The sequence below is a fragment of the Bacillus cereus group sp. BfR-BA-01380 genome, from assembly GCF_022663535.1.
In the GTDB taxonomy this organism is placed as follows: domain Bacteria; phylum Bacillota; class Bacilli; order Bacillales; family Bacillaceae_G; genus Bacillus_A; species Bacillus_A cereus_BB.
Genome location: NZ_JAKUFS010000021.1, coordinates 74,538 through 98,271, shown reverse-complemented (window position 1 = coordinate 98,271; position 23,734 = coordinate 74,538). Strand labels below are relative to the sequence as shown.

The following is a 23,734-nucleotide window of genomic DNA, read 5'->3' as shown; positions in this document are numbered from 1 at the left end:
CTTTCATGAACGCCCTTCTCATGAAAGGTTAGTTGAGCCAATCGGGCTCTTACGGATGGTTTGTTTTCTTCTTGCCTGTACTTCTTACCAGCCGTTTGAGCGGGGTAAAGTAAAACTTTACGTCGCATAAAAGTAAGCGTTTTCTTAAAATTGCATTATAATCCATCTTATCACCACAACTAGAAAGTAACAATAATCCTTTTTTGTAATATTTTGACTAAAAAAAGAGGAACGCTTTCGCATTCCTCTCGTAATAAATTTTATCCCGCATCAACGGGCAGTAAAACCCCCACTGATGGAAGTTTCACTTTATTCATTTAGCAAATAATGCTTTCCTTTTACAAGATAAAAAACATTTTCTGCAATATTTGTACCATGATCTGCTACTCGTTCAATATAACGTGCAATAAACGATAGCTGTGTAATTTGTCCTATTGCCTCTGGCTTATTTGGAATGGAAGAAATAAACTCACGAATTGCTTTCCCATACAGTTCATCGACTTCATCATCCATCTCAGCAATCTTCTTCGCACATGTTAAGTTTTCTTCTCTATAAGCTTGAATCACCTTTTGCAACATATCTATTGCAATTTTGAACATACTTTCAAGGTTTTGTAATGATACTGGTACCTCTTTTTCTCCAAGACGAATTGTTGCCTTAGCGATATTTACCGCATGATCTGCAATACGTTCTAAATCTGTTGCCGTTTTAATCGAAACAAAAATTCTTCGCAAATCACTAGCAACCGGCTGTTGTTTCGTAATCAACATTAATGCAAAATCATTCACTTCTTCTTCCAAATTATCCATACGGTAATCACCATCGATTACCTCAATCGCCTTCTCTACATCTCTTGTACGCAATCCTTCCATTGCAATTTCAAGAGCTTTTTTTGCTAATTCACCTAGTTCAATAACCTTTTGTTGTAATGTTTGTAAGTCATATTGAAATTGTTCGCGTACCATGTTGCTTCCTCCTTCACCTGTTACACATGCACTGTCATATAAAATAAAGAATCAAATAAGAAGACAAATTAGTTCCTCAAACAGATACTATTAACCGAAGCGTCCTGTAATATAATCTTCTGTTCGTTTATCTGTTGGAGTTGTAAATAACTTATTTGTATCCGTATATTCCACAACTTCTCCACTTAAGAAGAAAGCTGTTTTATCAGAAATACGAGCTGCTTGTTGCATATTATGCGTAACAATCACAATACTAAAATCTTTCTTTAACTCCTGAATTAACTCTTCCACTTTTAATGTAGAAATTGGATCTAACGCTGATGTTGGTTCATCCATTAAAATGACATCTGGTTCAATTGCTAAGCAACGCGCAATACATAAACGTTGCTGCTGTCCACCGGATAATCCGTATGCATTATCATGTAATCTATCTTTCAATTCATCCCAAATCGCCGCTCCGCGTAAACTTTTTTCAACAATTTCATCCAACGTTTTCTTATCGCGAATACCATGAATTTTCGGACCATACACAACATTTTCATAGATTGATTTTGGGAATGGATTTGGCTTCTGAAATACCATTCCAACATGCGTACGCAGTTCTTCAACAGGATAAGATTTATCAAAAATATTGCGATCACGATACTCAATTACCCCTGTTGTCCGAACGATTGGCACTAGCTCAACCATACGATTTAATGTTTTTAAATACGTAGATTTTCCGCATCCACTCGGTCCAATAATCGCTGTTACTTCATTTTCATGAATGCTTAAATTAATATCTTTTAATGCGTGGTCGTCCCCATACCATAAGTTTAAATTTTTCGTATCAAATACAACTTTTTTTGTTTGCGGTTCTGCCTTTTCTTCATTTTTCACCTGAACTTTTACTACTGTAGATACCATTTTGAAATTCCCCTTTCATCCAGTCCTTCTTACTTACGATTTCGCAGCCATATTGCAAGAGTATTGATAAGAAGCAGCAATAGTAGTAGCACAATAATTCCAGCTGCTGCTACATGTTGAAATTCCTCTTGCGGCCTATTCATCCAATTAAAGATTTGAATTGGTAAAACTGTAAATCTATCCATTACATCAAGCGGTACATAGTTTGCAAAAGCAAGTGCCCCAATGACAAGTAGCGGGGCCGCTTCTCCAATCGCTCGTGATAACGCTAAAATACAACCTGTTAAAATCCCTGGCATTGCCGCTCTGATTACAACATGATACATCGTTTGCCACTTCGTTGCTCCTACTCCATAAGAAGCTTCTAGCAACGACTTCGGTACAGAGCGAAGCGCTTCTTGCGCTGCAACAACAACCGTCGGCAAGACGAGCAGGCTCATCGTTAATGCGGCTGCCAATATGCTTTCACCTAACTGTAAGCCATATACAAACATTGTTAATCCTAATAATCCAAAAACAACTGATGGTACTCCTGCCAACGTTTGAATATTGACCTCAATTATTTTTGTAAACCATGATTGTTTTGCATAGTATTCTAAATATAGGGCTGTTCCTACTCCAAATAAAAAGGAAGTAGGAGCGACAACACTCATAAATAAAATCGTTCCCCATAAAGCTGCTGCAATTCCAGCTTGCTCTGGATTTCGCGATGCAAAACGGATTAAAAAGTCTAATGAAATATATGTTATTCCTTGTTGAAAAATTTGGTATAGTAAAAAAACCAATATACAAAGTGAAAATAACATTGCTATGCGAAATACAGTTTTATATACACGATCTTTCCAAAAGCGCGGAGGCATATGTTCTTCTATGTTTCGCTCATTTAGCAGTCGCATATTATGTCGCCCCCTTCAAACGACGCATAATGCGCTGTGCAATCATATTCATAATCAACGTAAACATAAATAGCGTCGCTCCGACAGCGTACATGCTGTAATAGGTCATTGTTCCATAAGGGGCATCTCCTAAGCTAACTTGCACAATATATGCTGTTAGCGTCTGTATAGACTGTGTCGGATTTAACGATAAACTTGGCGTCGAACCACCTGCAATGACGACAATCATCGTTTCTCCAACTGCTCGTGAAGCAGCTAGCACAATTGCTGCTAAAACTCCAGTAAATGCAGCTGGTAACACGATATGCTTTGTCGTTTCAAAACGAGTGGCGCCAATCGCAAAAGAAGCCTCTCGCACTTTATGAGGAACAGCTCGCATCGCATCTTCACTAAGAGATGCAATCGTCGGGATCATCATAATGCCAATTACAATCCCTGGGCTAAGTGCGTTAAAAAACTGTAAATCTGGAACAATGCGTTGCAAAATAGGTGTAACAACTGTTAAAGCAAAAAAACCGTATACAATTGTCGGAATCCCTGCCAATAACTCTAATACTGGCTTTAACACCTTTCTCGCCGCATTAGAAGCATATTCACTTAAAAACACTGCACATCCTAACCCAATCGGAATAGCAACAATCATTGCAATACCAGTAACGAGTACCGTTCCATATATAAGCGGTAAAATACCAAACTTAGGATTCTCAAAAAAAGGAAGCCATTCTTTTTCTGTAAAAAAGGAAACGATTGATACTTTTTCGAAAAACATAAATGTTTCATTTGCCAAAGTTACAATAATCCCCATCGTTGTAACAATAGAGATACTGGCGATTATTCGTAACACAAAAGGAACCATTTGATTGATTCGCTGTGCTTTCTTTCGCTTGCCTGCATTTCTTTCAATCAAATGTTGAACAGAAATCGTAACATGACTCTTTTTATTACGAGCCAAAGATGAAAACCCCTTTCCATCTTGACATTATTTTTGCATTTCTGTTAACATTTGTAGCTGTTCATTATATTTATATTGCGGCAACTTCACGTATCCAATCTCTTCTACAAGCTCTCCAGCATGCTTCATCATAAAAGATACATAATTTGCAACACTATTTTTTTCTCGGATAGAAGAATTATTTACATATACATAAAGCGGCCTAGATAGCGGCTTATATGCCCCGGATTGAATTGTTTCTTTCACCGGAGAAATACCGTTAATTTTTACGGCCTTTACTTTATCACGATTCGCAGCATAATATGCATATCCAACAAATGCAATTGCGTGTTTATTACTCATAACACCTCGTATTAAAACATTGTCATCTTCGGATAATGTAACTGTTTTTGTGATTTGCTTTTGTTGCAACACTACATTTTGAAAGTAATCGTACGTACCAGAATCTACCCCCGGCGCGTAAAATTGTATCATTTCATGCGGCCATTTCGGATGAATTTGTGACCATTTTTTCGCTGTTTCACTATCACTCCATAACATTTGCAACTCTTCTATTGTAAGATTATCTGCCCACGTATTCTCACGATTCACAATAAGTGTGAGACCGTCATAAGCAATTTGAAATGGCGTATACGTAACATGGTGCTTCTTAGCAAGCTGTTCTTCCTCTCTTTTCATCGGCCGAGAAGCGTTTGTTATATCCACTTCTCCTTTTCCAAAACGATGAAATCCCCCGCCCGTTCCAGATATACCAATGGAAAGTTTCACATGAGGTTCTCGCTTCGTATACTCTTCTGCTACTGCTTCCATAATCGGAAAAATTGTAGAAGATCCGTCAATTTGTACTTCTCCTACAATACTAGCGGCGGAAACAGGTAACGTATGAACAGATAAACAAAACATTGATATGATAAAAACCATGGTGCGTGTTCTATTACGTTTCACGTAATATTTCCTCCTAGGAGCCTCCTGCTAATGGGAGTACATATATAAGAATAATGTTGAACTATTAATACGGTTTTAATAGTTTGTAAAAGTTTTGTAAATATCTATAAACAAATTAAAAAACCGAAATATAGACCCTTTTTTTGTTAGGTGGGTGAGAGCATCTGGCCATGCATAGCAGCGGTCAGGGCCTATCCCTGCCACGTGCAACGCTAAAACAAAGGGCGAAAGCAAGTAGCGGTCATGTTTTGTTCTACATAGCAGTAACTTTTATGTTGAAAAATTAAAATGGATTCATATATACATACAAATTAAAAAACCGAAATATAGACCCTTTTCTTTTTAGGTGGGTGAGAGCATTTGGCCATACATAGAAACGGTCAGGGCCTGTTCCTGCCACGCAAACGGATTTATATACACGTATTTATGTGCTATTCTCCATTCCTCCTTTTTTAAAGTAAGTATTATACATGAATTGTTCTTGGGCTTGTACACTTCTGTCATCACTATATGCAACATGCATAAAAAAAAGCACACTATCTTCACAGATAGTGTGCCAATTTTACACATTTTTATCCTTCTTCATTTGTTTTCTTCGTATCTTCTAGTGGTCCAGTATTTCCGTTTGCTTCTTGCTTTTTCAAATCGAAATATGCGTCCATAATTCGGCGTGCAATAGTTTTAGTTACTGGGTTATGATCATCCATAAGCCACGGAACAACAACAGAGAATGCAACTTCTGGATCAGATGCCGGCGCATATCCAACAAATGTTAAATTATATATATTTCTATCACCTAACTGCGCTCTTACTTCTTTTGCATTTGGACCAGCATAAGCGGCCTGTGCAGTTCCTGTTTTTCCTGCTGGATCATATGTCGCAGTACCAAAAGAACCATTACCTGTTCCTTGCTGTGTTTGCATTACCATTTTAAAGCCCTCTTGGACGTGTTTAATATAATCCTCTTTCATATCTACCCGATTTAAAACCGTTGGCTCCATCGAATCTACTACTTTTCCTAACTCTTCAGGTTTTGAAGTTGGCTTGCGAATTTCTTTTACAATCTGTGGTTTCATCCGATAACCACCGTTGGCAATCGTTGATACATATTGCACCAATTGCAGCGGTGTATACGTGTCAAACTGTCCGATTGCTAAATCGAGTAGCTTACCAGGTTGTCCTGCTGCGTTTCCTTTTAACCCTGCCATTTCATTTGGTAAATCTATTCCCGTTGGTACGCCAAGACCCAATTGACTAAAGTTATAACGCATTTTATCAAAAGCATCTTGTTTAACGTTTAATGTACCATTGTACACATACGGTGCACCAGCAATTTCCATTGCGGTTTTAAACATATATACGTTTGAAGATCGCTGCAAGGCAGTTAAGTCATCAATTGGTCCCATTCCCGTTCCTGTCCACGATTTTTTCACGTCCGTACCTTTAAATTTGATTGGTTCATCGACAATTACTTCTCCTGGTTTAATAGCCTCTGTTTGATACCCTGTCAAAAGAGTCGCCCCTTTTACAGTCGAACCCATTTCATATGAACTCGTCATCGTACCAAGTGCATAATCTTTTATCACACTTTGTCCATTTTCTTCCCCAATCTGTTTACCAGCCATCGATAAAATTTCTCCGTTTTTCGGATTCATCATCACAACAAATGCACGGTCCATATACGCCGCTGAGCCTGAAGCTTTTGCTTTTTTCATTTCTTCTTCAATAATTTGCTCAACTTTCTTTTGTAGCTCCATATCAATGGTCAAAGTTAAATTCTTTCCACTTTCCCCTTTAGAAAGGTAAACTGTTTCAAGAATATTTCCCTTTTGATCCGTAATATTTTTCACTTGTGCTTTCGTGCCATGCAATACATCTTCGTATTGCTGTTCAAGATAACTTTTTCCGACGCGGTCATTACGGGTATAATCACGAACTAAGTAGTAATCTAGACTCTCTTTCGGTAACCCTTCATCTGAACTCGTTACACCGCCAAGTACGGTACGGAACATATCACCATATGCATAATTACGATCCCAATCAACCGTTGTATCTACTCCAGGAAGTTTTGCTAAATTCTCACTCACTACAGCATATTCTTCAGGTGTCACATCTTTTTTAATAATTTGCGGCGTCATTGCATAGCCGCCTTCCATCTTACTCTTAATGGCTAACACTTTTAAATCTTCAGCAGTTAACTCATTCAATTCTGATTCTGTAATACGATCGAGTTGACGTTGTGCCAGTTGTTTATCATCAATTTTTTTCGCTTTCAAATCAGCTTCATCTTTTTTCGTAATTTTTGCTTTTGCCCGTTCTTGATTTAACTGAATCCAAAAATCTTTTTTATCTCGCTCTGTTAATTTATCAGTCGGTACATCAAGCAGCTTTGCGAGTTGCTTTGCTGTTTCTAAACGTTCTTCCGGTTTTGACCCCTTTATTTTTGTATACGTAATCGTTCGAAGTGGTGTATTATCCACCACCGCACGGCCATATCTATCAAACATCTTCCCGCGCGGAACAGGGGTGCTTACCGTCAAGTTTTCCTTTCTGTTTACTTCATTTTTATAATCTTCACCATGGACAATCTGTACCATACCTAATCGAACAATTACTGTTGAAAACAGTAAAAACACACAGAAAAACAGCACGTTTAACCGAAATGGAACGTGGGTTTTCTTTTTTTTCTTTTTCTTACTCATACGAACCCCCTCTGCCAACCGCTATGTAAGCGGAAAGGGACACCTTCTTCAGGTGTCCTCGCTACTGTCATATACGTTTTATTATTTTAACATAAAACATCGCAGAAGTTAACCTTCTCCTTCTGTTGTATTTTGCGTCGTTTGTACAGCTGCAAGCCCTGTAGAACATGCTTTTTCATCATCGTATTTGACATTTCGAATCGCAAAATAGATAAGTAAATGTCCAGCACCTAATATTAATAATAAAATAGGCAAGCTTTTTTCTGCCGGAAATAATGAAACTGCTAGTAAAAAACTTAAAACTGAACAGATTCTTCCTCCATTTAGCCATAGTTCACGAACAACAATATATTCTACGCGCCGCTCCTTTGCTTGTTTGGCTCTGCCTATTATATCATATGTCATTGAACCATATGGAACAAGAAGAATCGGATATGCTACGGCAATACAAGCTGCATAAATAAGTAATTTCGCATATGTGACATGAAAGACAACTAAAAATACAACTGCATATAAAATGATTCCACCGAGTAAAATGGCTTTTTTTCGCCATTCCTTTTTCAATACACGTGCTACTACATAATAGCAAATGAAAGAAACAGCGGAATTTACAAGCCCATATTTCCCCAGCGCTAATTCGCTCCCAGAAGCCATATACACATATACAGAAATAACAAATATAAATGTACCTTCTCTAAGCCCTTGAAAGAAATGAGCGAGTGTAATTCTCCCCCAGTTTTTATTAATTCTCCTCTCTTTCATTACTTCAACAAGTTCATAACGCCCTTCACATTCACGTTTTGTTAGAAAAAAACTGACAACGATCGCGATGGTAAATAAGGTTAAAGATAGGAAAAAAACGAATGTATATCCACTCCACTTTTCCATACGCGAAATGATAAATCCGGATGCAATTGGACCAATCATACCTGAAAATGAGGTAAGCAGTCCGAGAAATCCGTTAAAAAAGTCACGTGTCTCCGGCTCTGTAATTTCAAATGTTAACAAATTAAATGAGAGCCAGTAGAATCCATATCCTATCCCCAGCAAGCTACCGATAAGTAAAATATACTGCGAAGCATTCGTTCCCACCAGTAATACAACAATAAAAAAAACAGCTAATGTTGTTACACCAATGCGGAGTAAAATCGTACGATCTACTCGTTTCGCTAGTTTTCCGGCAACAAGAAAAGTCAGCGGCTGTAAAACAACGCTTGCTAAATTATAAAAGCCAATATTCATAAAATCCTTCGTTTGTTTCCATAAATAAATATTAACAAACGTATTGGACAACGAAATGGCCAACGTATATAACCCGCCAATTATGAGTAATAAAACTAAATCACGATTCACCTCAACATCGCCAACTAAATGTTTCCATTTCATATAAACTCTCCTTTACTTCATGTTCTAGTCTTCCAAAGAAGGTAACAATTATGTAAAGAAGAAAAACGGAAAGTGAAACTTTCATTAGTAAGCAGTTTTCTCACTAACATTAAGGTAAGCCGATCCACACTCCAGAAAAAGAGCAAACAAAAAAACTAGGAGAAATATCTCCTAGTTTTTACAATTATTATTATTTTGCGTCTTGGTAACGTTTTTCAATCGCATTCCAATCTACAACGCTCCAGAAAGCATTGATGTAGTCAGGACGACGGTTTTGGTAGTGTAAGTAGTATGCATGCTCCCAAACGTCTAATCCTAAAACTGGTGTTTTGCCTTCCATTAATGGAGTATCTTGGTTTGGTGTGCTTGTTACTTCTAATTCACCATTGTTTACAACAAGCCATGCCCAGCCAGAACCGAAGCGAGTTGCGCCTGCTTTTGCAAACTCTTCTTTAAATGCGTCGAAGCTACCGAATTTTGCTTCAATTGCGTTTGCAAGTTCACCTACTGGTTGCCCGCCGCCATTTGGAGAAAGGATAGTCCAGAATAAAGAGTGGTTTGCATGTCCACCGCCGTTATTACGTACTGCTGTGCGAATTGCTTCTGGCACTTCGTTTAAGTTTGCAACTAACTCTTCAATGCTTTTTTCTGCTAATTCCGCATGTCCTTCTAATGCAGCATTTAAGTTTGTTACGTATGTGTTGTGATGTTTTGTATGATGGATGTTCATTGTTTCTTTGTCAAAATGAGGTTCTAACGCATCATACGCATAAGGTAAATTTGGTAATTCATGTTTCGCCATTGTTATATTCCTCCCATTATATGTATTGCCGATAATGACTTGGCATACAAATTCATTTTACCCTAATTACATAAGGGTGAAAATAAATTTAGCGTATTGCCTCGCTAACACTAAAGTAGCAAATTTCCCATTTCTTTTCAAACGAAATGCTCATACATTTCGTAAAAAAAGCTCCCTTCTATAAGGAAGCTTATCTGCTATGTATCAATATGTGAAATGGATATGGACCCTGTAGGACTCGAACCTACGACCGGACGGTTATGAGCCGTCTGCTCTAACCAGCTGAGCTAAGGGTCCGCAATATATGAATAGCTGCTGCGACATCACAGTTATAAACCTTATACGCTAACCAGTTAAACTACGATGGAATGTATGATTATATGTAAAAATGTAAGATAAATTTACCATAGTAAAAAGAAATGTGTCAATTGTATTTTCACATGCGACATGATATATCTTGTGATTCGTTAAAAACATACGTTACAATGAGATTGTAAATCAATATGTTTAAAGAAGGAAGTGAATGCATGTCCATATTTACACAACTATTTAAAAGCTTATACGCAACAAGAGAAATAACACTCTTTCGTTTTCAAAAAATCGGAAAGACGATTCTTTACATAATGTTACTATGCCTGCTTGCTACTGTTCCAAAAACGATTTTATTTGGAAATTTCCTTCAAGAGGGCACTAGTCTAGTCAATAGCTCTTTCGAAAAAGATGTGCCTGATTTCAAAATTGAAAATGGCAAGCTTCATGCAGACATTAGCAAACCAATTGTAAAAGATAAACCAAACTTCATTTTTGTATTTGATCCAAACGTAACAGACACAAAAGATTATCCAAACCGCGATGGTATATTCATTTTAAAGGATAAAATGAATTTAACAATAAAACAACAAACACAGGCCTTTCCATATAGTGATTTAGGAAATAAAACTTTTGAAAAGAAAGATATCCAAGAACGCGTTTCATTCGTTGATAGCATCTATCCAATTGCTATATTCTTTACCGGGATGTTTATTTACTTACTCCAACTATTTATTACATTCTTGGGTGTTACTTTATTAGCATTTATCGGCTCTGCGATGAGCGGAGAACGTAAATTATCTTACAAACAAGTTTGGACATTAACTGCCTATAGTTATACAATCCCGACTATATTCTTTATGATTATGGACTTGTTAAAAGTGCATGTCCCATTCTCATTTTTTCTATTTATTGGTATAGTTCTTATCGCTCTTTATTTAACAATATACGAAGTGCCAAAACCAAAAGAAAAACATTCACTATAAAGTGAAACTTTAATCAGTGGGGGTTTTCTTCATCCCCCACTGATTATCAGCCCTCACCAATCGGGCTTTTACGGGCAGTTTATCTCCCACCTAACTTCTTAAGAAAAGCGGAAGCGGCTCGTTCAGAATCGCAGGACGCCCACGCCCCTGTCAGAGAGGCGCTTTTTGCCTCGTCCGAGGGGGCGAAACGGTCGGAGATTCTAGCCGCTAGAGCTGGACAATGCTTTCGCCGAATTTTGAGGTGGGAGTATTACTGCCCGTTAATGCGGGATAAAAAAATGCCTTCCAGGCATTTTTTTTTTGGACAAGCATATATTTCTTTACAAAGGAGTGGAGAAATATGAAAAGGCTTGGTAGTATCTTGTTACTACTTGTTCTCGGTTACGTCTTGTACTATGATATGACAATTGGCACATTACCGTTGCTTCATACATATTCCAAAACAAAAGCAACTTCGGCTACAAATGATAAACAAAAAGAAAATACATCACTGGCAAAATATAAAGTCATTGAAGTAAAAACAGGCGATACCGTTCTCTCTATTACAGAAGAAATCAATAAGAAGAAAATCCCTTCTATCGAAAAAGTTGTTACAGACTTCAAAGACTTAAATCCAAACGACTCGCCAGCAAAATTACAAGTCGGGAAAAAATACAAATTCCCCCTCTATCCGTAATAACATCACATAATTCTTGTCAATTGCAGTAAGGCGCTGATACAATAGAAAAAGTGAAACTATATAAATACAAATTGAAATAAACAACATCCCTTTTTTCGTTGGGAGAGAGCATCTGGCTAACGCATAGAAGCGACTTATATGTTGAAAAATCAAAATGGATTTATATAGACATTTGGCTTCACTAGACAAATACTGCATACAATATAAACGTATTTGTCTACAAAATAAGAAACTTCTTTTATAAGGAGAGCGATCTATTCGTGAATGAAATAACTCATCGTACAAAAACACGTCCTGTTAAAGTTGGAAATTTAACAATTGGCGGTAATAATGAATTAATTATACAAAGTATGACAACAACGAAAACACATGATGTGGAAGCAACAGTTGCCGAAATTAAACGTTTAGAAGAGGCAGGTTGTCAAATTGTTCGTGTAGCCGTTCCCGATGAGCGTGCTGCAAATGCAATTGCTGATATTAAAAACCAAATTAATATCCCTCTTGTTGCTGATATTCACTTTGACTATCGCCTAGCATTAAAAGCAATTGAAGGCGGCATTGACAAAGTTCGTATTAATCCAGGAAACATCGGACGCCGCCATAAAGTTGAAGCGGTTGTAAATGCTGCAAAAGAACGCGGTATTCCAATCCGCATCGGTGTAAACGCAGGTTCATTAGAACGTCACATTCTGGAAAAATACGGATATCCAACCGCTGATGGTATGGTAGAAAGTGCATTGCATCACATTAAGATTTTAGAAGATCTAGATTTTCATGATATCATCGTATCTATGAAAGCCTCTGATGTAAATTTGGCAATTGAAGCGTACGAAAAAGCATCTCGCGCTTTCAATTATCCATTACATCTTGGTATTACAGAGTCTGGAACTTTATTTGCCGGAACTGTAAAAAGTGCAGCTGGTCTTGGGGCAATCTTAAGTAAAGGTATCGGTAATACATTACGTATCTCATTAAGTGCAGACCCAGTTGAAGAAGTAAAAGTAGCGCGCGAACTATTAAAGTCATTCGGACTTGCTTCTAATGCTGCTACATTGATTTCTTGTCCAACTTGCGGACGTATTGAAATTGACTTAATTAGCATCGCAAATGAAGTAGAAGAATATATTTCAAAAATTAAGGCACCGATTAAAGTTGCCGTACTCGGCTGCGCAGTAAACGGTCCTGGTGAAGCGCGTGAAGCAGATATTGGGATTGCTGGAGCACGCGGAGAAGGTCTTCTCTTCCGCAAAGGTGAAATTGTACGAAAAGTACCAGAAGAAACAATGGTGGAAGAATTAAAGAAAGAAATTGATAAAATCGCAGCAGAATATGCAGCTAAACAAGAAAAATAAGTTGAAAGCTTCCAGATAAAAAAGCTTGTCAGTTTCAGAACTGACAAGCTTTTTTTAATCTACACATTTCGGACAGCGTCCATATATTTCAAATTTATGCCCCGTTACTTCATATCCTGTAAAGTCTTTATTCATGAGTTCCATTGGACAAGATGTAATTTCCTTCGTTCCTCCGCAATCTAAACAAATGAAATGGTGATGATGTTCTGTAGTAGAACATTTGAAGCGAAAATGTTTTTCACCATTTAACTCTGTCTGTTCTAAAATACCGATTTCTACAAACAGTGTTAAGTTACGATAAATAGTATCAAAACTGAGCCCTGGGTAATCACCCTTCATATTGGCTAAAACATCTCTTGCTGTTAAATATTTATTATGATCTGCAAATAAACGCAGCATCTCTTCTCTTTTTCCAGTATGTTTATAGCCCTTCTCCTTCATAAGGTGTAAAGCTTCTGTAAGATTCATAGTCATCCCTACTTTACGCAGTTTTTTTCTTCTTCCATAAGATTGCACCGATTAAAATAAGAACTGATAACATAACAATTGTACCACCAGGAGCAAGGTTGAGCTGATAAGAAGCTAACATGCCGCCAACTACTGCAATCTCACCAAATACAACAGAGAAAAAGATCGTTTGCTTAAAACCTTTCGCAATTCGAATACTTGCTGCAACCGGTAATGTCATTAATGATGAAACAAGAAGAATACCGACAACACGCATTGAGACTGCAATCACAAGTGCGACTAAAATAATAAAAATAAAGTGAATCCATTTCGCACGTAACCCTGTCGCTACAGCGTATTCTTCATCAAAAGATAATAAAAACAGTTCTTTATATAATAAAATGATGACAGCAAACACAAGCACAGCAACGAATCCAATAATTAATAAATCACTAGTTGTAACTGCACTCACGCTACCAAACAAATAACTAAATAAATCTGTATTAAATCCATTGGCAAGAGAAATGAAAATTACACCAATCCCAATACCAGCTGACATAATAATAGGAATTGCTAGTTCCTGAAAATGTTTATATACCGTTCTTAATTTTTCAATAAGCAGAGCGCCGCCAATAGAAAATATCATCCCCATATATAATGGATTCAAAAAACCACCCGTAAATACGGTTTTTTCTAGTAATAAACTCGCCGCAATACCTGATAACGTAACGTGACTTAATGCATCAGCAATTAACGATAAACGACGAATGACAACAAAGACACCAAGCATCGGGGCAACAAGTCCAATTAACAGTCCAGCATATAAAGAATTTCGTAAAAAATCATATTGCAAAAAATCCTGTATCATCGTATCCCCCCATGATGCTCGTGATCATGCTCTAAACGATGAACATGATAACCGTATAATAATGACATTTCGGCATCTTCTAACTTTTGAAACGCATCTATATTTCCGTGGAAATGTAAACGTTGATTTAAGCAAGCGACATGTGTAACCTTCTCTGTGACAGCTCCCATATCATGAGTGACAAGAATAAGTGTAATCCCTAAATGCTTATTTAAATATTCTAGCATTTCATAAAAACTTTCTACATTTTTCACATCAATACCGACAGTAGGCTCGTCCAAAATTAATAATTCCGGTTCACTTACAAGTGCGCGCGCAATAAAAACACGTTGTTGCTGTCCACCAGAAAGTTCGCCAATATTCCGATTCATAAACTCACTCATTCCAACATCAGCAATTGCTTTTGCTACTTTCGCTTTATCCGCCTTTGTTAAGAACCGAAACAAACCTTTTTTAGAAACAAGTCCCATCGAAACAACTTCAAATACAGTTGCTGGAAATCCAGAGTTGAAACTATTGGCCTTTTGGGAAACATATCCAACTTTATTCCAATCTTTAAATTTTTTACTGTCCATACCAAACAACCGAATCGTTCCTTGTTTCGGTTTTAAAATCCCTAATATACATTTCAATAATGTAGATTTTCCTGATCCATTCGGTCCTACTAAACCTAAAAAAGCTCCTTTAGGAACTTGTAATTGAATATCCTCTAACACATTTCGCTCTTCATAACGAAAGGTTAAATTCTCGATTTCTAATATATACTTCATCATATCTCACCTATTTTAATTCAGAATGATTCCGATTTATTTCTATTTAAATTATATTATAGCTCAATACAAATTGTAAACCAATCTGCCCTAAAATATATATCTCATTTTAGACAACCTATCTATTATAACAAAAAGCAGAGAAAATCTCTCCGCTTTTAATGAATTGCTGATTTAAATTTTGCACCTTTTGTTTCTTGTGTATTCATAATGGTGATAAAAGCATTTTCATCGACTTCATGAACAATCGATTTTAGCTTCGTTACCTCCAAACGAGTAATAACTGCATAGATGACTTCTTTTTCTTTATCCGTATAGCCACCTTTCCCAACTAACTTCGTTGTTCCGCGGCCAAGTCGATGTAAAATTGCGTTTGATACCTCTTCATAATGATCTGAAACAATAATCACTGCTTTCGTTTCATCTAAACCTTGGATAACAGTATCAATCGTTTTAAATGCAATATAGTATGTCATGACAGAATACATTGCTTGTTCTACGCCAAAAACAACTGCCGCCCAAGAAAAGACGAAAATATTCATAAACATAACAAATTCACCGACAGAAAACGGTAATTTCTTTGTTAGCAAAATACCTAGAATTTCCGCTCCATCTAATGAACCACCATGCCTAATCACAAGCCCAACACCAACACCTAAAATTAACCCTCCAAAGACAGTCGCTAAAATCGGCTCTGTCGTAAAAGGCTGGATAGAATGTAATGTTGACTCAATGAAAGCTAAACATATTACCGCAAAAACAGAAGATATCATAAATGTTTTTCCGATTTGCTTATAACCTGAATACATAAATGGTAAGTTGAGGATTACAACTAAAGTGGAAAAGCTTAGCCACCAAATATTTGGTGTAAGGAAATCTAATATGAGGGAAACACCAATAATACCACCATCAATAATTTTGTTTGGAATTAAAAATAGTTCAAGTGCAACTGCTGCACAGCCAGCACCTATGACAATCATAACAAGACGATACACAAGATGAATTATACTTTCTTTTCTATGCTGTTTTTTTTCCATGCTACCTCCCTTAAGTATCTTTATATAGTTTTGCCCTTTTATTATAACATGGTCTCCTTTTTTTGATAAGAAAACGGCCTGTTCTGGAATATATACAAGCATATTCCACATATATTCGGATATGAGGACAAAACAAAGGGGGTAGCAACATGAACCTCATTCAGCAGTTTGTAAATAAAAAAATAAACAATATGACTTCTAAGGAATTATTAAAATACAGTAACGAATATGAAGTGCCTATAACAAGCGAACAAGCAGATAAAATTGTCACATTAATTCAAGGAAAAAATATTAATATTTATGATGTCCAAGAAAGATTACAACTTTTAAAACAAATTGCAAAGGTTACTTCTCCTGCTACCGCACAACAAATCAATACCCTATTCCAAAAATTAATAAAGTGAAACTTCCATCAGTGGGGGGGCTTACTGCCCGTTCATGCGGGATAAAGTGAAACTTCTATCAATGCAGTTTTACTGCCTACGAATAGCGGGATAAAATAAAAAAGGGGCTTCCCCCTTTTTTTATTGTCCTTTAATTTTCTGAAGAATCTCTTCATCAAACACACCGTTTTTCAGCATTTCAATTTCAAATTTATACGGTGGTTTTTTATCCTGTTTATCTTCACCTACATATGGTGTTTCAAGAATTTTTGGTACATGCTGCAATTGTGGATGATGTACAATGTGGTGCAATGTTTTATAGCCGATATGACCGAAACCGATATTTTCATGACGGTCTTTTCTAGCGCCGCGCTCATTCTTGCTATCATTAATGTGTAATACTTGTAAACGATCAATACCTACTATTTTATCAAACTCGTTTAAAACGCCGTCAAAATCATTAACGATATCATAACCAGCATCATGCGTATGACATGTATCGAAGCAAACTGATAATTTCTCATTATGTGTTACACCATCAATAATTCTCGCAAGCTCGTCAAAGCTGCGTCCACACTCTGTTCCTTTTCCAGCCATTGTTTCTAACGCAATGTTCACTGTTTGATCAGTTGTTAATACTTCATTTAATCCTTCAATAATTTTTTGGATTCCTGCATCCGCACCTGCTCCAACATGAGCTCCTGGATGGAGTACAATTTGCTTTGCAACGCCTAATGCTGATGTTCTTTCAATTTCCATGCTGAGAAAATCAACACCTAGTTGGAATGTTTCAGGTTTCGTTGTGTTACCGATGTTAATGATATACGGTGCATGAACAATGATTTCTTCAATTCCGTGCAATTCCATATGTTTACGTCCAGCTTCTATATTTAACTCTTCAATCGGTTTTCTTCGCGTATTTTGCGGTGCCCCTGTATAAACCATAAACGTTGTTGCACCATATGACACAGCTTCTTCACTTGCTGCTAATAACATTTTCTTTCCACTCATCGAAACGTGAGATCCAATTTTCAACATGTAATCACCTCTTATAAATGCAATAGCTATAATGATAGCATAATTTGTAGAAATCTGACACTGTAAAAACCTTTCTTTTTAGGAGGGGACGAGAGCATCTGGCCATGCATAGAAGCGGTCAGGGCCTATTTCTGCCACATGCAAGGTTTAAAACAAGGAGAGAAAGCGAGTGCAGATCCTGGAGTGTGTTCTGCAAAAGAAAAGCGGCGACGAAAAATCAAACCGGATTTATATATTAATTTCTCCGAAAAAAAAGGATAAGGAAAATCCTTATCTTTTCTTTTTGTTATATTTTTTCTTAATTTTTTCGCGTTCCCATTCAAGCTTTTTCTTGTAGTTCGGCTTTACTTTTTTCGGTTTTTTCACAACTTTTTGCGCCATAGCATCTAATTCGTCATTTGGCTTCTTACGGCTTTGACGGCGGCGACGAGGCCCTAATTCAATCCACTCACCTGCACGTAAGTCCACGTGTTTGAATTCAATATGACGTTGCTTTTCTAACGTATCTATTGCTTCTTCATCCGATTGGGCATAAATTGTTGCCGCGACACCAGAATATCCAGCACGCGCTGTTCGGCCCACACGATGAATAAAGAAATCTAAATCAGACGGAATTTCGTAGTTAATAACATGACTAATTCCCTCAATATCAATACCACGTGCAGCTAAATCTGTCGCTACAATATATTGAAATTCTAAATCACGAACTTGTTTCATCATTTTCTTACGATCACGTGGTGATAAATTACCGTGAATACGACCAACTTTTAAACCACGTTCTGTTAAACCATCCGCTACTTCATCCGCCATTTTCTTTGTATTCGTAAAGACGATTGCTAAATACGGCTGATATTGTAGTAACAGATTTTTCACAAGTTCAACTTTATTACGATGTCTTGATGGAATAAGGTGATGTTCAAGATTAATCGCTGCTATTTGCTTTGGATTAATATGAATATGCTCTGGATTCTCCATATATTTCTTCATAAATGGTTTTAACTTTTGCGGAATTGTCGCTGAGAAAACGAGCATTTGCAAATTTTTAGGCATACGTGCTGCAATTTTATCCACATCATGAATAAAGCCCATATCAAGCATTAAATCTGCTTCATCGACAACAACTGCAAAAGCCGTATGTACAAATAGCGCTTGCTCTTCCACTAAATCTTTAATACGCCCTGGTGTTCCCACAACAACATGTGGTTGTTTCTTCAATTTTTCAATTGAACGCTGTTTATCTGTTCCACCGATAAAACAACGGGCTGTAATCATTTTGCCTTCTTCACAAAACTTTGTTAACTTTACGATTTCTTCATAAATTTGCTGCGCCAACTCACGAGTTGGAGCTGTAATTACAAGTTGTACTTCTTCTCTAGTTGCATCAATACGATTTAATGTTGGAAGTAAATACGCATGCGTTTTTCCAGATCCTGTTTGTGATTGTCCAATAATACTAACTCCCTTTTTCACAACCGGAAAAATCTTTTGTTGAATTTCTGTTGGTTCTGAAAAACGTAATTCACGAATTGCATCTATTAAAAATGGTTGAAAATCATACTGTGTAAATGTTTGCACTGTCATACATTCCACCTTCTTTCTTATTTCTACTGCGTTCATTAATCAGTCAAGTTAACATTATATCGAAATCTATCAGTAAAATCTATCTTTAGTTTAGCATTTCAACGGAAAAACTAACCTTCTTTCCTTCCATTGCATATTGTAGTGTATAGTACCTAATTGAAGAAAGGAGGATTTCCTCATGTATATGAAATCCCCTCCCTATCAACAAATGTACACGCAGTCTCCGTATCCTCACACAATGTACCCAGCACAAGGCATGCAACCGATGATGCCTAAGAAAAAAGGATTTCTTGCAAAATTGTTTCAGAAACGCAATCCTGCTGCTGATTATATGTCTATGATGCCCCCTCATGGACAATTAGAAACATACTCAAATACACCGTACCAGCAAAACCATCCATATATGCAACCGCCACCACAGCAAAGAATGATGCAACCACCGCCACAGCAAAGAATGATGCAGCCGCCGCCACAGCAAAGAATGATGCAACCTCAAATGATGGCACCAAATGAAACACGCGGGGCAGAAAATGAAACGCGCGGAACAGCAGGAAGTACACCCGTTGGAATTGGCAGCTTTTTCACGAACTTCATTTCAAATCCAACCGGAATGCTAAACAACGTTGAAAAAGTTGTCCAAATGGCACAATCCTTTGGACCTGTCGTGCAGCAATATGGTCCGATTGTTCGCAACATTCCTAGCATCATGAAAATACTTTCATCCGGAAAAAGCACTGAGGAAAATCAAACAGAAGTAGCTGAAAAACAAACAGAAGTAGCCGAAGTCTCTCCTTCCACTCCATCTAAAGAAATACCTATTACAAGAAAACCACTCGCTCCTAAAATCATAATTGAAGATGAGACAACAGTAGAAAACGTACAGTCCACCACCCCTAAACCAAAGCTATACGTGTAACATTTCTTTGTCATCTGCTTTCATCTCCTTTATAATGAAAAGGATTAGCTTTATAAAACAAATCCTTTTTTAAAGGAGCGGATTAATTACATGAAAATCGTTAAAATTTCCCCTCGCGGCTATTGCTACGGCGTTGTAGACGCGATGGTCATTGCGCGCAATGCAGCGCTTGATAAAACATTACCAAGACCAATTTATATCTTAGGCATGATTGTCCACAACAAACACGTAACAGATGCATTTGAAGAAGAAGGCATCATTACGCTTGATGGCCCAAGCCGCTTAGATATTTTAGAAAAAATTGAGTCTGGAACTGTTATTTTTACAGCTCACGGTGTATCTCCAGAAGTGAAACAACGCGCGAAAGAAAAGGGCTTAACAACAATTGATGCAACATGTCCTGATGTTACAAAAACACACGACTTAATTGAGGCAAAAAAAGAAGAAGGCTACCATATTATTTATATCGGTAAGAAAGGACACCCTGAGCCTGAAGGTGCAGTCGGGATTGCCCCGGATATTGTCCATCTTATCGAGAAAGAAGCTGATCTTGAAGTACTTACCATTCCAACAGAGAAAATTTTAGTTACAAACCAAACGACAATGAGTCAATGGGATGTTCAACATATTATGGAGAAAATTCAAGAAAAGTTTCCAACAGCAGAATTTCATAAAGAAATTTGTCTTGCTACGCAAGTGCGCCAAGAAGCCGTCGCAAAACAAGCAACTGCTGCTGATTTAACAATTGTCGTTGGTGATCCAAAAAGTAATAACTCTAACCGCCTTGCACAAGTATCTAAAGAAATTGCTAGTACAAAAGCATACCGCGTTGCCGATGTAAGTGAAATCCAATTAGAATGGCTGCAAGGTGTAGAGACAGTCGCTATTACAGCAGGCGCTTCTACTCCAACGCCTATTACAAAAGAAGTCATCGCATTTTTTGAACAGTACGATCCAACAAATCCTGCAACATGGGAGCGTAAGCGAAACGTACCACTACAAAAAATCTTACCAAAAGTAAAAGCAAAATAAACTCTACATCAGTAAAGGTTTTTTGCTCGCAAATTGCAGGATGATACAAACAAGAGGCTGTTCCAAAAGTGAAACTTTTGGAACAGCCTCTTTATTCTTATATAGAATAAGCTGACTAAAAAGCCCACTTTTAGTCAGCTCGGCGAATCGACCACTTGTATGTCGAATATCATCGAAGGACCTTTATTTCATGTCGAATCGCCGATATATTCTAAAGAGTGGTCGATATATCGTAAAAAGCGCCGATATATTACAAAGAACGGTCGATAACCGAAAAAAGGACGGATTTTTTCATTCTATACAAATATAAATGGATCTGTATGTAATTCTGAAGCATGAATACGCGCAGTAAATTTTCTCTCATCCACTTTTGCTTGTAGTTGTTTTTGTACACCTTTTTTCATTACTTTTTCCACGTTATGCCCTGGGTCTACGATATTTAATCCGAGCATCATCGCATCATGTGCAACGTGATAATACATATCTCCCGTTACATATACGTCTGCCCCTTTAAACTTCGCTTGTTTTATATACTTATTCCCGTCTCCTCCAAGTACTGCTACTTTTTTCACCGTATCCTGTAAGTTACCGACAACGCGAGCTCCCTTCACCTCAAGAGATTGCTTCACATGCTCTGCAAATTGTTGTAAAGTCATTTCTTGCGGCAAATATCCAATTTTCCCAAGACCCAACGTTTCACCTTTGTTTTCTAACGGATAAATATCGTATGCCACTTCTTCATACGGGTGTGCCCCAAGCATTGCCTTCATAACTTTACGTTGCAACGACGCCGGGATAATCGTTTCAATACGAATTTCTTCTACCTGTTCTAAACGCCCTGTCTCTCCGATATACGGATTCGTTCCTTCTTGTGGCAGAAATGTACCCGTACCTTCACTATTGAACGTACAGTGGCTATAATTCCCGATATAACCTGCTCCTGCATCACCAATCGCTCGACGTACCGCTTCTGCATGTGAAGAAGGAACAAATACAACTAGCTTTTTCAGTTCTTCTGTATAAGTGGGAACAAGCACCTCTGTTTCCTGTAATCCTAAAGCATCTGCTAATAAATCGTTCACGCCGCCTTTTGCGATATCCACATTTGTATGAGCAGCATAAACTGCAATATCGTTTTTTATACACATTTCAATAATACGTCCGTACGCTTGCTCTGTATGAATCGCTTTGAGGGGATTAAAAATAAGCGGATGATGGGCAATAATTAAATTTACCCTTTTTTCAATTGCTTCTTGTACAACTTCTTCTGTTACATCAAGCGCAATTAGTACATTCTCTACCGGTTTATTTAATGCCCCAATTTGCAATCCAACCTTGTCACCTTCGACTGCTAAATGTTTTGGGTACATACTTTCAAATAAAGAAATGATTTCATATCCATTAGGCGTTTTACTCACGATAAAACCTCCTCAATCATACGGATCTTCTCTAGCACTTCTGCACGCTTCGCTTTTGTCTCTTCTGTTTCTGTTGCACGTTCTAATTGTTTAAAAATATTTTCAAAGTTCTTTCGTTCACTATCCCATTTCTCTACAAACACTTCATTTTTCTCTTTCATTAAAAATGGTCCCATGAATAAGGCTTCTTCTTTTTTCTCATTGTAGGGTGCTAGAACATCACCCTGTTCTCCTACTAAAATTTCGTAAATCTTTCCGTCTTCTTTTACGATTTTTTCTTTTATCAATTCCCAACCATTCTCAATAAACCATTCACGAATATGATGTGCAGCAATGTTAGGTTGTAAAATTAAACGAGTTACACCTTTCAGCTTCTCTTTTCCATTTTCTAAAATATCACGAATTAACGCACCACCCATACCTGCAATTGTAATTACATCTACTTCGCCTGGCGCGATGACTTCTAAACCATTCCCTTTACGTACACTCACTTTATCTTGCAATCCACATTCTGCTACTGTAGCTTGCGCAGAACGAAATGGACCTTCTACAACCTCTCCTGCTACTGCCTGCACGGCAATATGATGTAAAATGGTATAGCAAGGTAAATAAGCATGATCCGAACCAATATCTGCAACAGTGGAACCTGCTGGAATTTCAAGTGCCACTTCTTCTAATCGTTTTGAAAGCTTTACTTCATTCATTTATTTCAATTGCTCCTTCTCTTTCAGTCTGTCTCCATGATAAAGAATTTATAGTTATTATTGCAAGTAGATAAATCATTTTACTTTGCTTACTAACCATTTATTTATAAAAAAAGCCCTTTACTTAAACGTAAAGAGCTACTATGTAATCAACTATTATTTTTTCTTTGATAACCAATCTGCAACTTTAGACGCTTGATCCGCTGGAATCAGACCTGGTGGCATATTTCCTCTTCCTTTTACAATCACTTCTTGGATCTGATCTTTCGAAAGCTTACCGCCAACTTTTTGCAAATTAGGACCAACCGCTCCTTGCAATTGATCACCATGACAACTTGTACAACTTTGTTTTACAATCTCTTCTGGTTTTGCTGCTGTTTGTGTCGTTTTCCCCCCGTTTTTCTTCGCTTCAGCTAGTTCCTTTGATTTATGCAGGCCTTGAAATGAAAATACAAACATAATAATAATTCCCAATACAGCAATAAGTGCAAATGGAATTAACGGATTACGCTTCATTTTTTCTTTTCCCCCTCTAAGTCCTCCAATAGTTTGATGATTCAGTCATTTCTATTGTACTTGAAAACAATCTACCGGAAAAGACCAAACTACAATAAGTTGAAAATATTCCATATATTCAATTAATTATCCCGCTACAAAAT

General features: G+C 37.3%; 23 protein-coding genes and 1 tRNA gene. 6 read left to right on the top strand and 18 right to left on the bottom strand.

All coding sequences use genetic code 11. The features are described 5' to 3' along the window. Nucleotides 1–309 precede the first annotated feature (309 nt). The 9 genes from phoU to MR076_RS18425 form a co-directional block, all read right to left on the bottom strand. A complete protein-coding gene (gene phoU / locus MR076_RS18465) occupies nt 310–966 on the bottom strand; it encodes a phosphate signaling complex protein PhoU (protein WP_242222967.1) in 657 nt (218 codons plus the stop codon). Nucleotides 967–1,056: 90 nt separating this feature from the next. Further along, nucleotides 1,057–1,872, bottom strand: coding sequence for a phosphate ABC transporter ATP-binding protein (gene pstB, locus MR076_RS18460; protein WP_242222965.1), 816 nt, complete (start codon nt 1,870–1,872; stop codon nt 1,057–1,059). Between the two features lie 29 nt (nt 1,873–1,901). Beyond that, complete coding sequence (gene pstA / locus MR076_RS18455) at nt 1,902–2,768, bottom strand: phosphate ABC transporter permease PstA (RefSeq protein WP_242222963.1); 867 nt, start codon at nt 2,766–2,768, stop codon at nt 1,902–1,904. A 1-nt stretch (nt 2,769) separates the two neighbouring features. Then, nucleotides 2,770–3,720, bottom strand: a complete 951-nt coding sequence (pstC, locus tag MR076_RS18450; protein ID WP_242222961.1) for a phosphate ABC transporter permease subunit PstC — start codon at nt 3,718–3,720, stop codon at nt 2,770–2,772. A gap of 27 nt (nt 3,721–3,747) precedes the next feature. Continuing rightward, a complete protein-coding gene (locus MR076_RS18445; RefSeq protein ID WP_396021716.1) occupies nt 3,748–4,665 on the bottom strand; it encodes a PstS family phosphate ABC transporter substrate-binding protein in 918 nt (305 codons plus the stop codon). Between the two features lie 572 nt (nt 4,666–5,237). Next, on the bottom strand, nt 5,238–7,367 hold the full coding sequence (locus MR076_RS18440) for a peptidoglycan D,D-transpeptidase FtsI family protein (protein ID WP_242222959.1): 2,130 nt from the start codon (nt 7,365–7,367) through the stop codon (nt 5,238–5,240). 108 nt (nt 7,368–7,475) lie between these two features. Further along, nucleotides 7,476–8,753 carry an MFS transporter gene (locus MR076_RS18435; protein WP_242222957.1) on the bottom strand — a complete coding sequence of 426 codons (1,278 nt, stop codon included), beginning with the start codon at nt 8,751–8,753 and terminating at the stop codon, nt 7,476–7,478. A 190-nt stretch (nt 8,754–8,943) separates the two neighbouring features. Then, the gene (sodA, locus tag MR076_RS18430) at nt 8,944–9,555 is read right to left on the bottom strand and encodes a superoxide dismutase (protein ID WP_242222955.1); all 612 of its coding nucleotides are present in this window, start codon (nt 9,553–9,555) and stop codon (nt 8,944–8,946) included. 223 nt (nt 9,556–9,778) lie between these two features. Further along, nucleotides 9,779–9,852, bottom strand: a tRNA-Ile gene (locus MR076_RS18425). A gap of 230 nt (nt 9,853–10,082) precedes the next feature. Here MR076_RS18425 and MR076_RS18420 point away from each other — a divergent pair. The 3 genes from MR076_RS18420 to ispG all read left to right on the top strand — a co-directional run bounded on the left by MR076_RS18420 (nt 10,083) and on the right by ispG (nt 12,881). After that, entirely contained in the window at nt 10,083–10,850 is a 768-nt protein-coding gene (locus tag MR076_RS18420; RefSeq protein ID WP_242222953.1) for a DUF1189 domain-containing protein, read from the top strand. A gap of 340 nt (nt 10,851–11,190) precedes the next feature. Continuing rightward, nucleotides 11,191–11,526, top strand: a complete 336-nt coding sequence (locus tag MR076_RS18415) for a hypothetical protein (RefSeq protein WP_242222951.1) — start codon at nt 11,191–11,193, stop codon at nt 11,524–11,526. Nucleotides 11,527–11,789: 263 nt separating this feature from the next. Further along, a complete protein-coding gene (gene ispG / locus MR076_RS18410; protein WP_396021715.1) occupies nt 11,790–12,881 on the top strand; it encodes a flavodoxin-dependent (E)-4-hydroxy-3-methylbut-2-enyl-diphosphate synthase in 1,092 nt (363 codons plus the stop codon). Nucleotides 12,882–12,935: 54 nt separating this feature from the next. On the opposite strand, the gene MR076_RS18405 is transcribed toward ispG, so the two are convergent. The 4 genes from MR076_RS18405 to MR076_RS18390 all read right to left on the bottom strand — a co-directional run bounded on the left by MR076_RS18405 (nt 12,936) and on the right by MR076_RS18390 (nt 16,003). Then, nucleotides 12,936–13,349: a Fur family transcriptional regulator gene (locus MR076_RS18405; protein ID WP_242222949.1), complete on the bottom strand. Its 414-nt coding sequence runs from the start codon at nt 13,347–13,349 to the stop codon at nt 12,936–12,938. Nucleotides 13,350–13,362: 13 nt separating this feature from the next. Continuing rightward, nucleotides 13,363–14,196, bottom strand: coding sequence for a metal ABC transporter permease (locus MR076_RS18400; protein ID WP_242222947.1), 834 nt, complete (start codon nt 14,194–14,196; stop codon nt 13,363–13,365). Further along, nucleotides 14,193–14,966 carry a metal ABC transporter ATP-binding protein gene (locus tag MR076_RS18395; protein WP_242222945.1) on the bottom strand — a complete coding sequence of 258 codons (774 nt, stop codon included), beginning with the start codon at nt 14,964–14,966 and terminating at the stop codon, nt 14,193–14,195. Before MR076_RS18395 ends, MR076_RS18400 begins: the two co-directional genes overlap by 4 nt. Nucleotides 14,967–15,124: 158 nt before the next feature. After that, nucleotides 15,125–16,003, bottom strand: coding sequence for a YitT family protein (locus MR076_RS18390; RefSeq protein WP_242222943.1), 879 nt, complete (start codon nt 16,001–16,003; stop codon nt 15,125–15,127). A 149-nt stretch (nt 16,004–16,152) separates the two neighbouring features. Here MR076_RS18390 and MR076_RS18385 point away from each other — a divergent pair, with 149 nt between their 5' ends. Continuing rightward, a complete protein-coding gene (locus MR076_RS18385; protein ID WP_242222941.1) occupies nt 16,153–16,407 on the top strand; it encodes a DUF2624 domain-containing protein in 255 nt (84 codons plus the stop codon). 120 nt (nt 16,408–16,527) lie between these two features. Here the strand turns inward: MR076_RS18385 and MR076_RS18380 are convergent, their stop codons facing one another. Together MR076_RS18380 and MR076_RS18375 are read right to left on the bottom strand one after the other, a co-directional pair. Beyond that, a complete protein-coding gene (locus MR076_RS18380; protein WP_242222939.1) occupies nt 16,528–17,424 on the bottom strand; it encodes a deoxyribonuclease IV in 897 nt (298 codons plus the stop codon). Between the two features lie 270 nt (nt 17,425–17,694). Then, nucleotides 17,695–19,005 (bottom strand): DEAD/DEAH box helicase, encoded by a 1,311-nt coding sequence (locus tag MR076_RS18375; RefSeq protein WP_242222937.1) that lies wholly within the window; start codon nt 19,003–19,005, stop codon nt 17,695–17,697. 178 nt (nt 19,006–19,183) lie between these two features. Here MR076_RS18375 and MR076_RS18370 point away from each other — a divergent pair, with 178 nt between their 5' ends. Together MR076_RS18370 and MR076_RS18365 are read left to right on the top strand one after the other, a co-directional pair. After that, nucleotides 19,184–19,921 carry a YqfQ family protein gene (locus MR076_RS18370; protein WP_242222935.1) on the top strand — a complete coding sequence of 246 codons (738 nt, stop codon included), beginning with the start codon at nt 19,184–19,186 and terminating at the stop codon, nt 19,919–19,921. Nucleotides 19,922–20,011: 90 nt separating this feature from the next. Further along, complete coding sequence (locus MR076_RS18365) at nt 20,012–20,953, top strand: 4-hydroxy-3-methylbut-2-enyl diphosphate reductase (protein WP_242222933.1); 942 nt, start codon at nt 20,012–20,014, stop codon at nt 20,951–20,953. A 296-nt stretch (nt 20,954–21,249) separates the two neighbouring features. On the opposite strand, the gene MR076_RS18360 is transcribed toward MR076_RS18365, so the two are convergent. The 3 genes from MR076_RS18360 to cccA form a co-directional block, all read right to left on the bottom strand. Next, on the bottom strand, nt 21,250–22,371 hold the full coding sequence (locus MR076_RS18360) for a Nif3-like dinuclear metal center hexameric protein (RefSeq protein ID WP_242222930.1): 1,122 nt from the start codon (nt 22,369–22,371) through the stop codon (nt 21,250–21,252). Beyond that, nucleotides 22,368–23,075 (bottom strand): tRNA (adenine(22)-N(1))-methyltransferase, encoded by a 708-nt coding sequence (locus MR076_RS18355; protein WP_242222929.1) that lies wholly within the window; start codon nt 23,073–23,075, stop codon nt 22,368–22,370. The genes MR076_RS18360 and MR076_RS18355 overlap by 4 nt, the downstream gene beginning before the upstream one ends. A gap of 156 nt (nt 23,076–23,231) precedes the next feature. Further along, nucleotides 23,232–23,591, bottom strand: coding sequence for a cytochrome c550 (cccA, locus tag MR076_RS18350; protein WP_242222927.1), 360 nt, complete (start codon nt 23,589–23,591; stop codon nt 23,232–23,234). Between the last annotated feature and the right edge of the window lie 143 nt (nt 23,592–23,734).

What these genes read in the sequence shown, in the direction of transcription:
- phoU (WP_242222967.1), bottom strand. Translation starts at nt 966, where the DNA reads ATGGTACGCGAACAATTTCAATATGACTTACAAACATTACAACAAAAG.
- pstB (WP_242222965.1), bottom strand. Translation starts at nt 1,872, where the DNA reads ATGGTATCTACAGTAGTAAAAGTTCAGGTGAAAAATGAAGAAAAGGCA.
- pstA (WP_242222963.1), bottom strand. Translation starts at nt 2,768, where the DNA reads ATGCGACTGCTAAATGAGCGAAACATAGAAGAACATATGCCTCCGCGC.
- MR076_RS18440 (WP_242222959.1), bottom strand. Translation starts at nt 7,367, where the DNA reads ATGAGTAAGAAAAAGAAAAAAAAGAAAACCCACGTTCCATTTCGGTTA.
- MR076_RS18435 (WP_242222957.1), bottom strand. Translation starts at nt 8,753, where the DNA reads ATGAAATGGAAACATTTAGTTGGCGATGTTGAGGTGAATCGTGATTTA.
- sodA (WP_242222955.1), bottom strand. Translation starts at nt 9,555, where the DNA reads ATGGCGAAACATGAATTACCAAATTTACCTTATGCGTATGATGCGTTA.
- MR076_RS18420 (WP_242222953.1), top strand. Translation starts at nt 10,083, where the DNA reads ATGTCCATATTTACACAACTATTTAAAAGCTTATACGCAACAAGAGAA.
- MR076_RS18415 (WP_242222951.1), top strand. Translation starts at nt 11,191, where the DNA reads ATGAAAAGGCTTGGTAGTATCTTGTTACTACTTGTTCTCGGTTACGTC.
- MR076_RS18405 (WP_242222949.1), bottom strand. Translation starts at nt 13,349, where the DNA reads ATGAATCTTACAGAAGCTTTACACCTTATGAAGGAGAAGGGCTATAAA.
- MR076_RS18400 (WP_242222947.1), bottom strand. Translation starts at nt 14,196, where the DNA reads ATGATACAGGATTTTTTGCAATATGATTTTTTACGAAATTCTTTATAT.
- MR076_RS18395 (WP_242222945.1), bottom strand. Translation starts at nt 14,966, where the DNA reads ATGAAGTATATATTAGAAATCGAGAATTTAACCTTTCGTTATGAAGAG.
- MR076_RS18390 (WP_242222943.1), bottom strand. Translation starts at nt 16,003, where the DNA reads ATGGAAAAAAAACAGCATAGAAAAGAAAGTATAATTCATCTTGTGTAT.
- MR076_RS18385 (WP_242222941.1), top strand. Translation starts at nt 16,153, where the DNA reads ATGAACCTCATTCAGCAGTTTGTAAATAAAAAAATAAACAATATGACT.
- MR076_RS18380 (WP_242222939.1), bottom strand. Translation starts at nt 17,424, where the DNA reads ATGTTGAAAATTGGATCTCACGTTTCGATGAGTGGAAAGAAAATGTTA.
- MR076_RS18375 (WP_242222937.1), bottom strand. Translation starts at nt 19,005, where the DNA reads ATGACAGTGCAAACATTTACACAGTATGATTTTCAACCATTTTTAATA.
- MR076_RS18370 (WP_242222935.1), top strand. Translation starts at nt 19,184, where the DNA reads ATGTATATGAAATCCCCTCCCTATCAACAAATGTACACGCAGTCTCCG.
- MR076_RS18365 (WP_242222933.1), top strand. Translation starts at nt 20,012, where the DNA reads ATGAAAATCGTTAAAATTTCCCCTCGCGGCTATTGCTACGGCGTTGTA.
- MR076_RS18355 (WP_242222929.1), bottom strand. Translation starts at nt 23,075, where the DNA reads ATGAATGAAGTAAAGCTTTCAAAACGATTAGAAGAAGTGGCACTTGAA.
- cccA (WP_242222927.1), bottom strand. Translation starts at nt 23,591, where the DNA reads ATGAAGCGTAATCCGTTAATTCCATTTGCACTTATTGCTGTATTGGGA.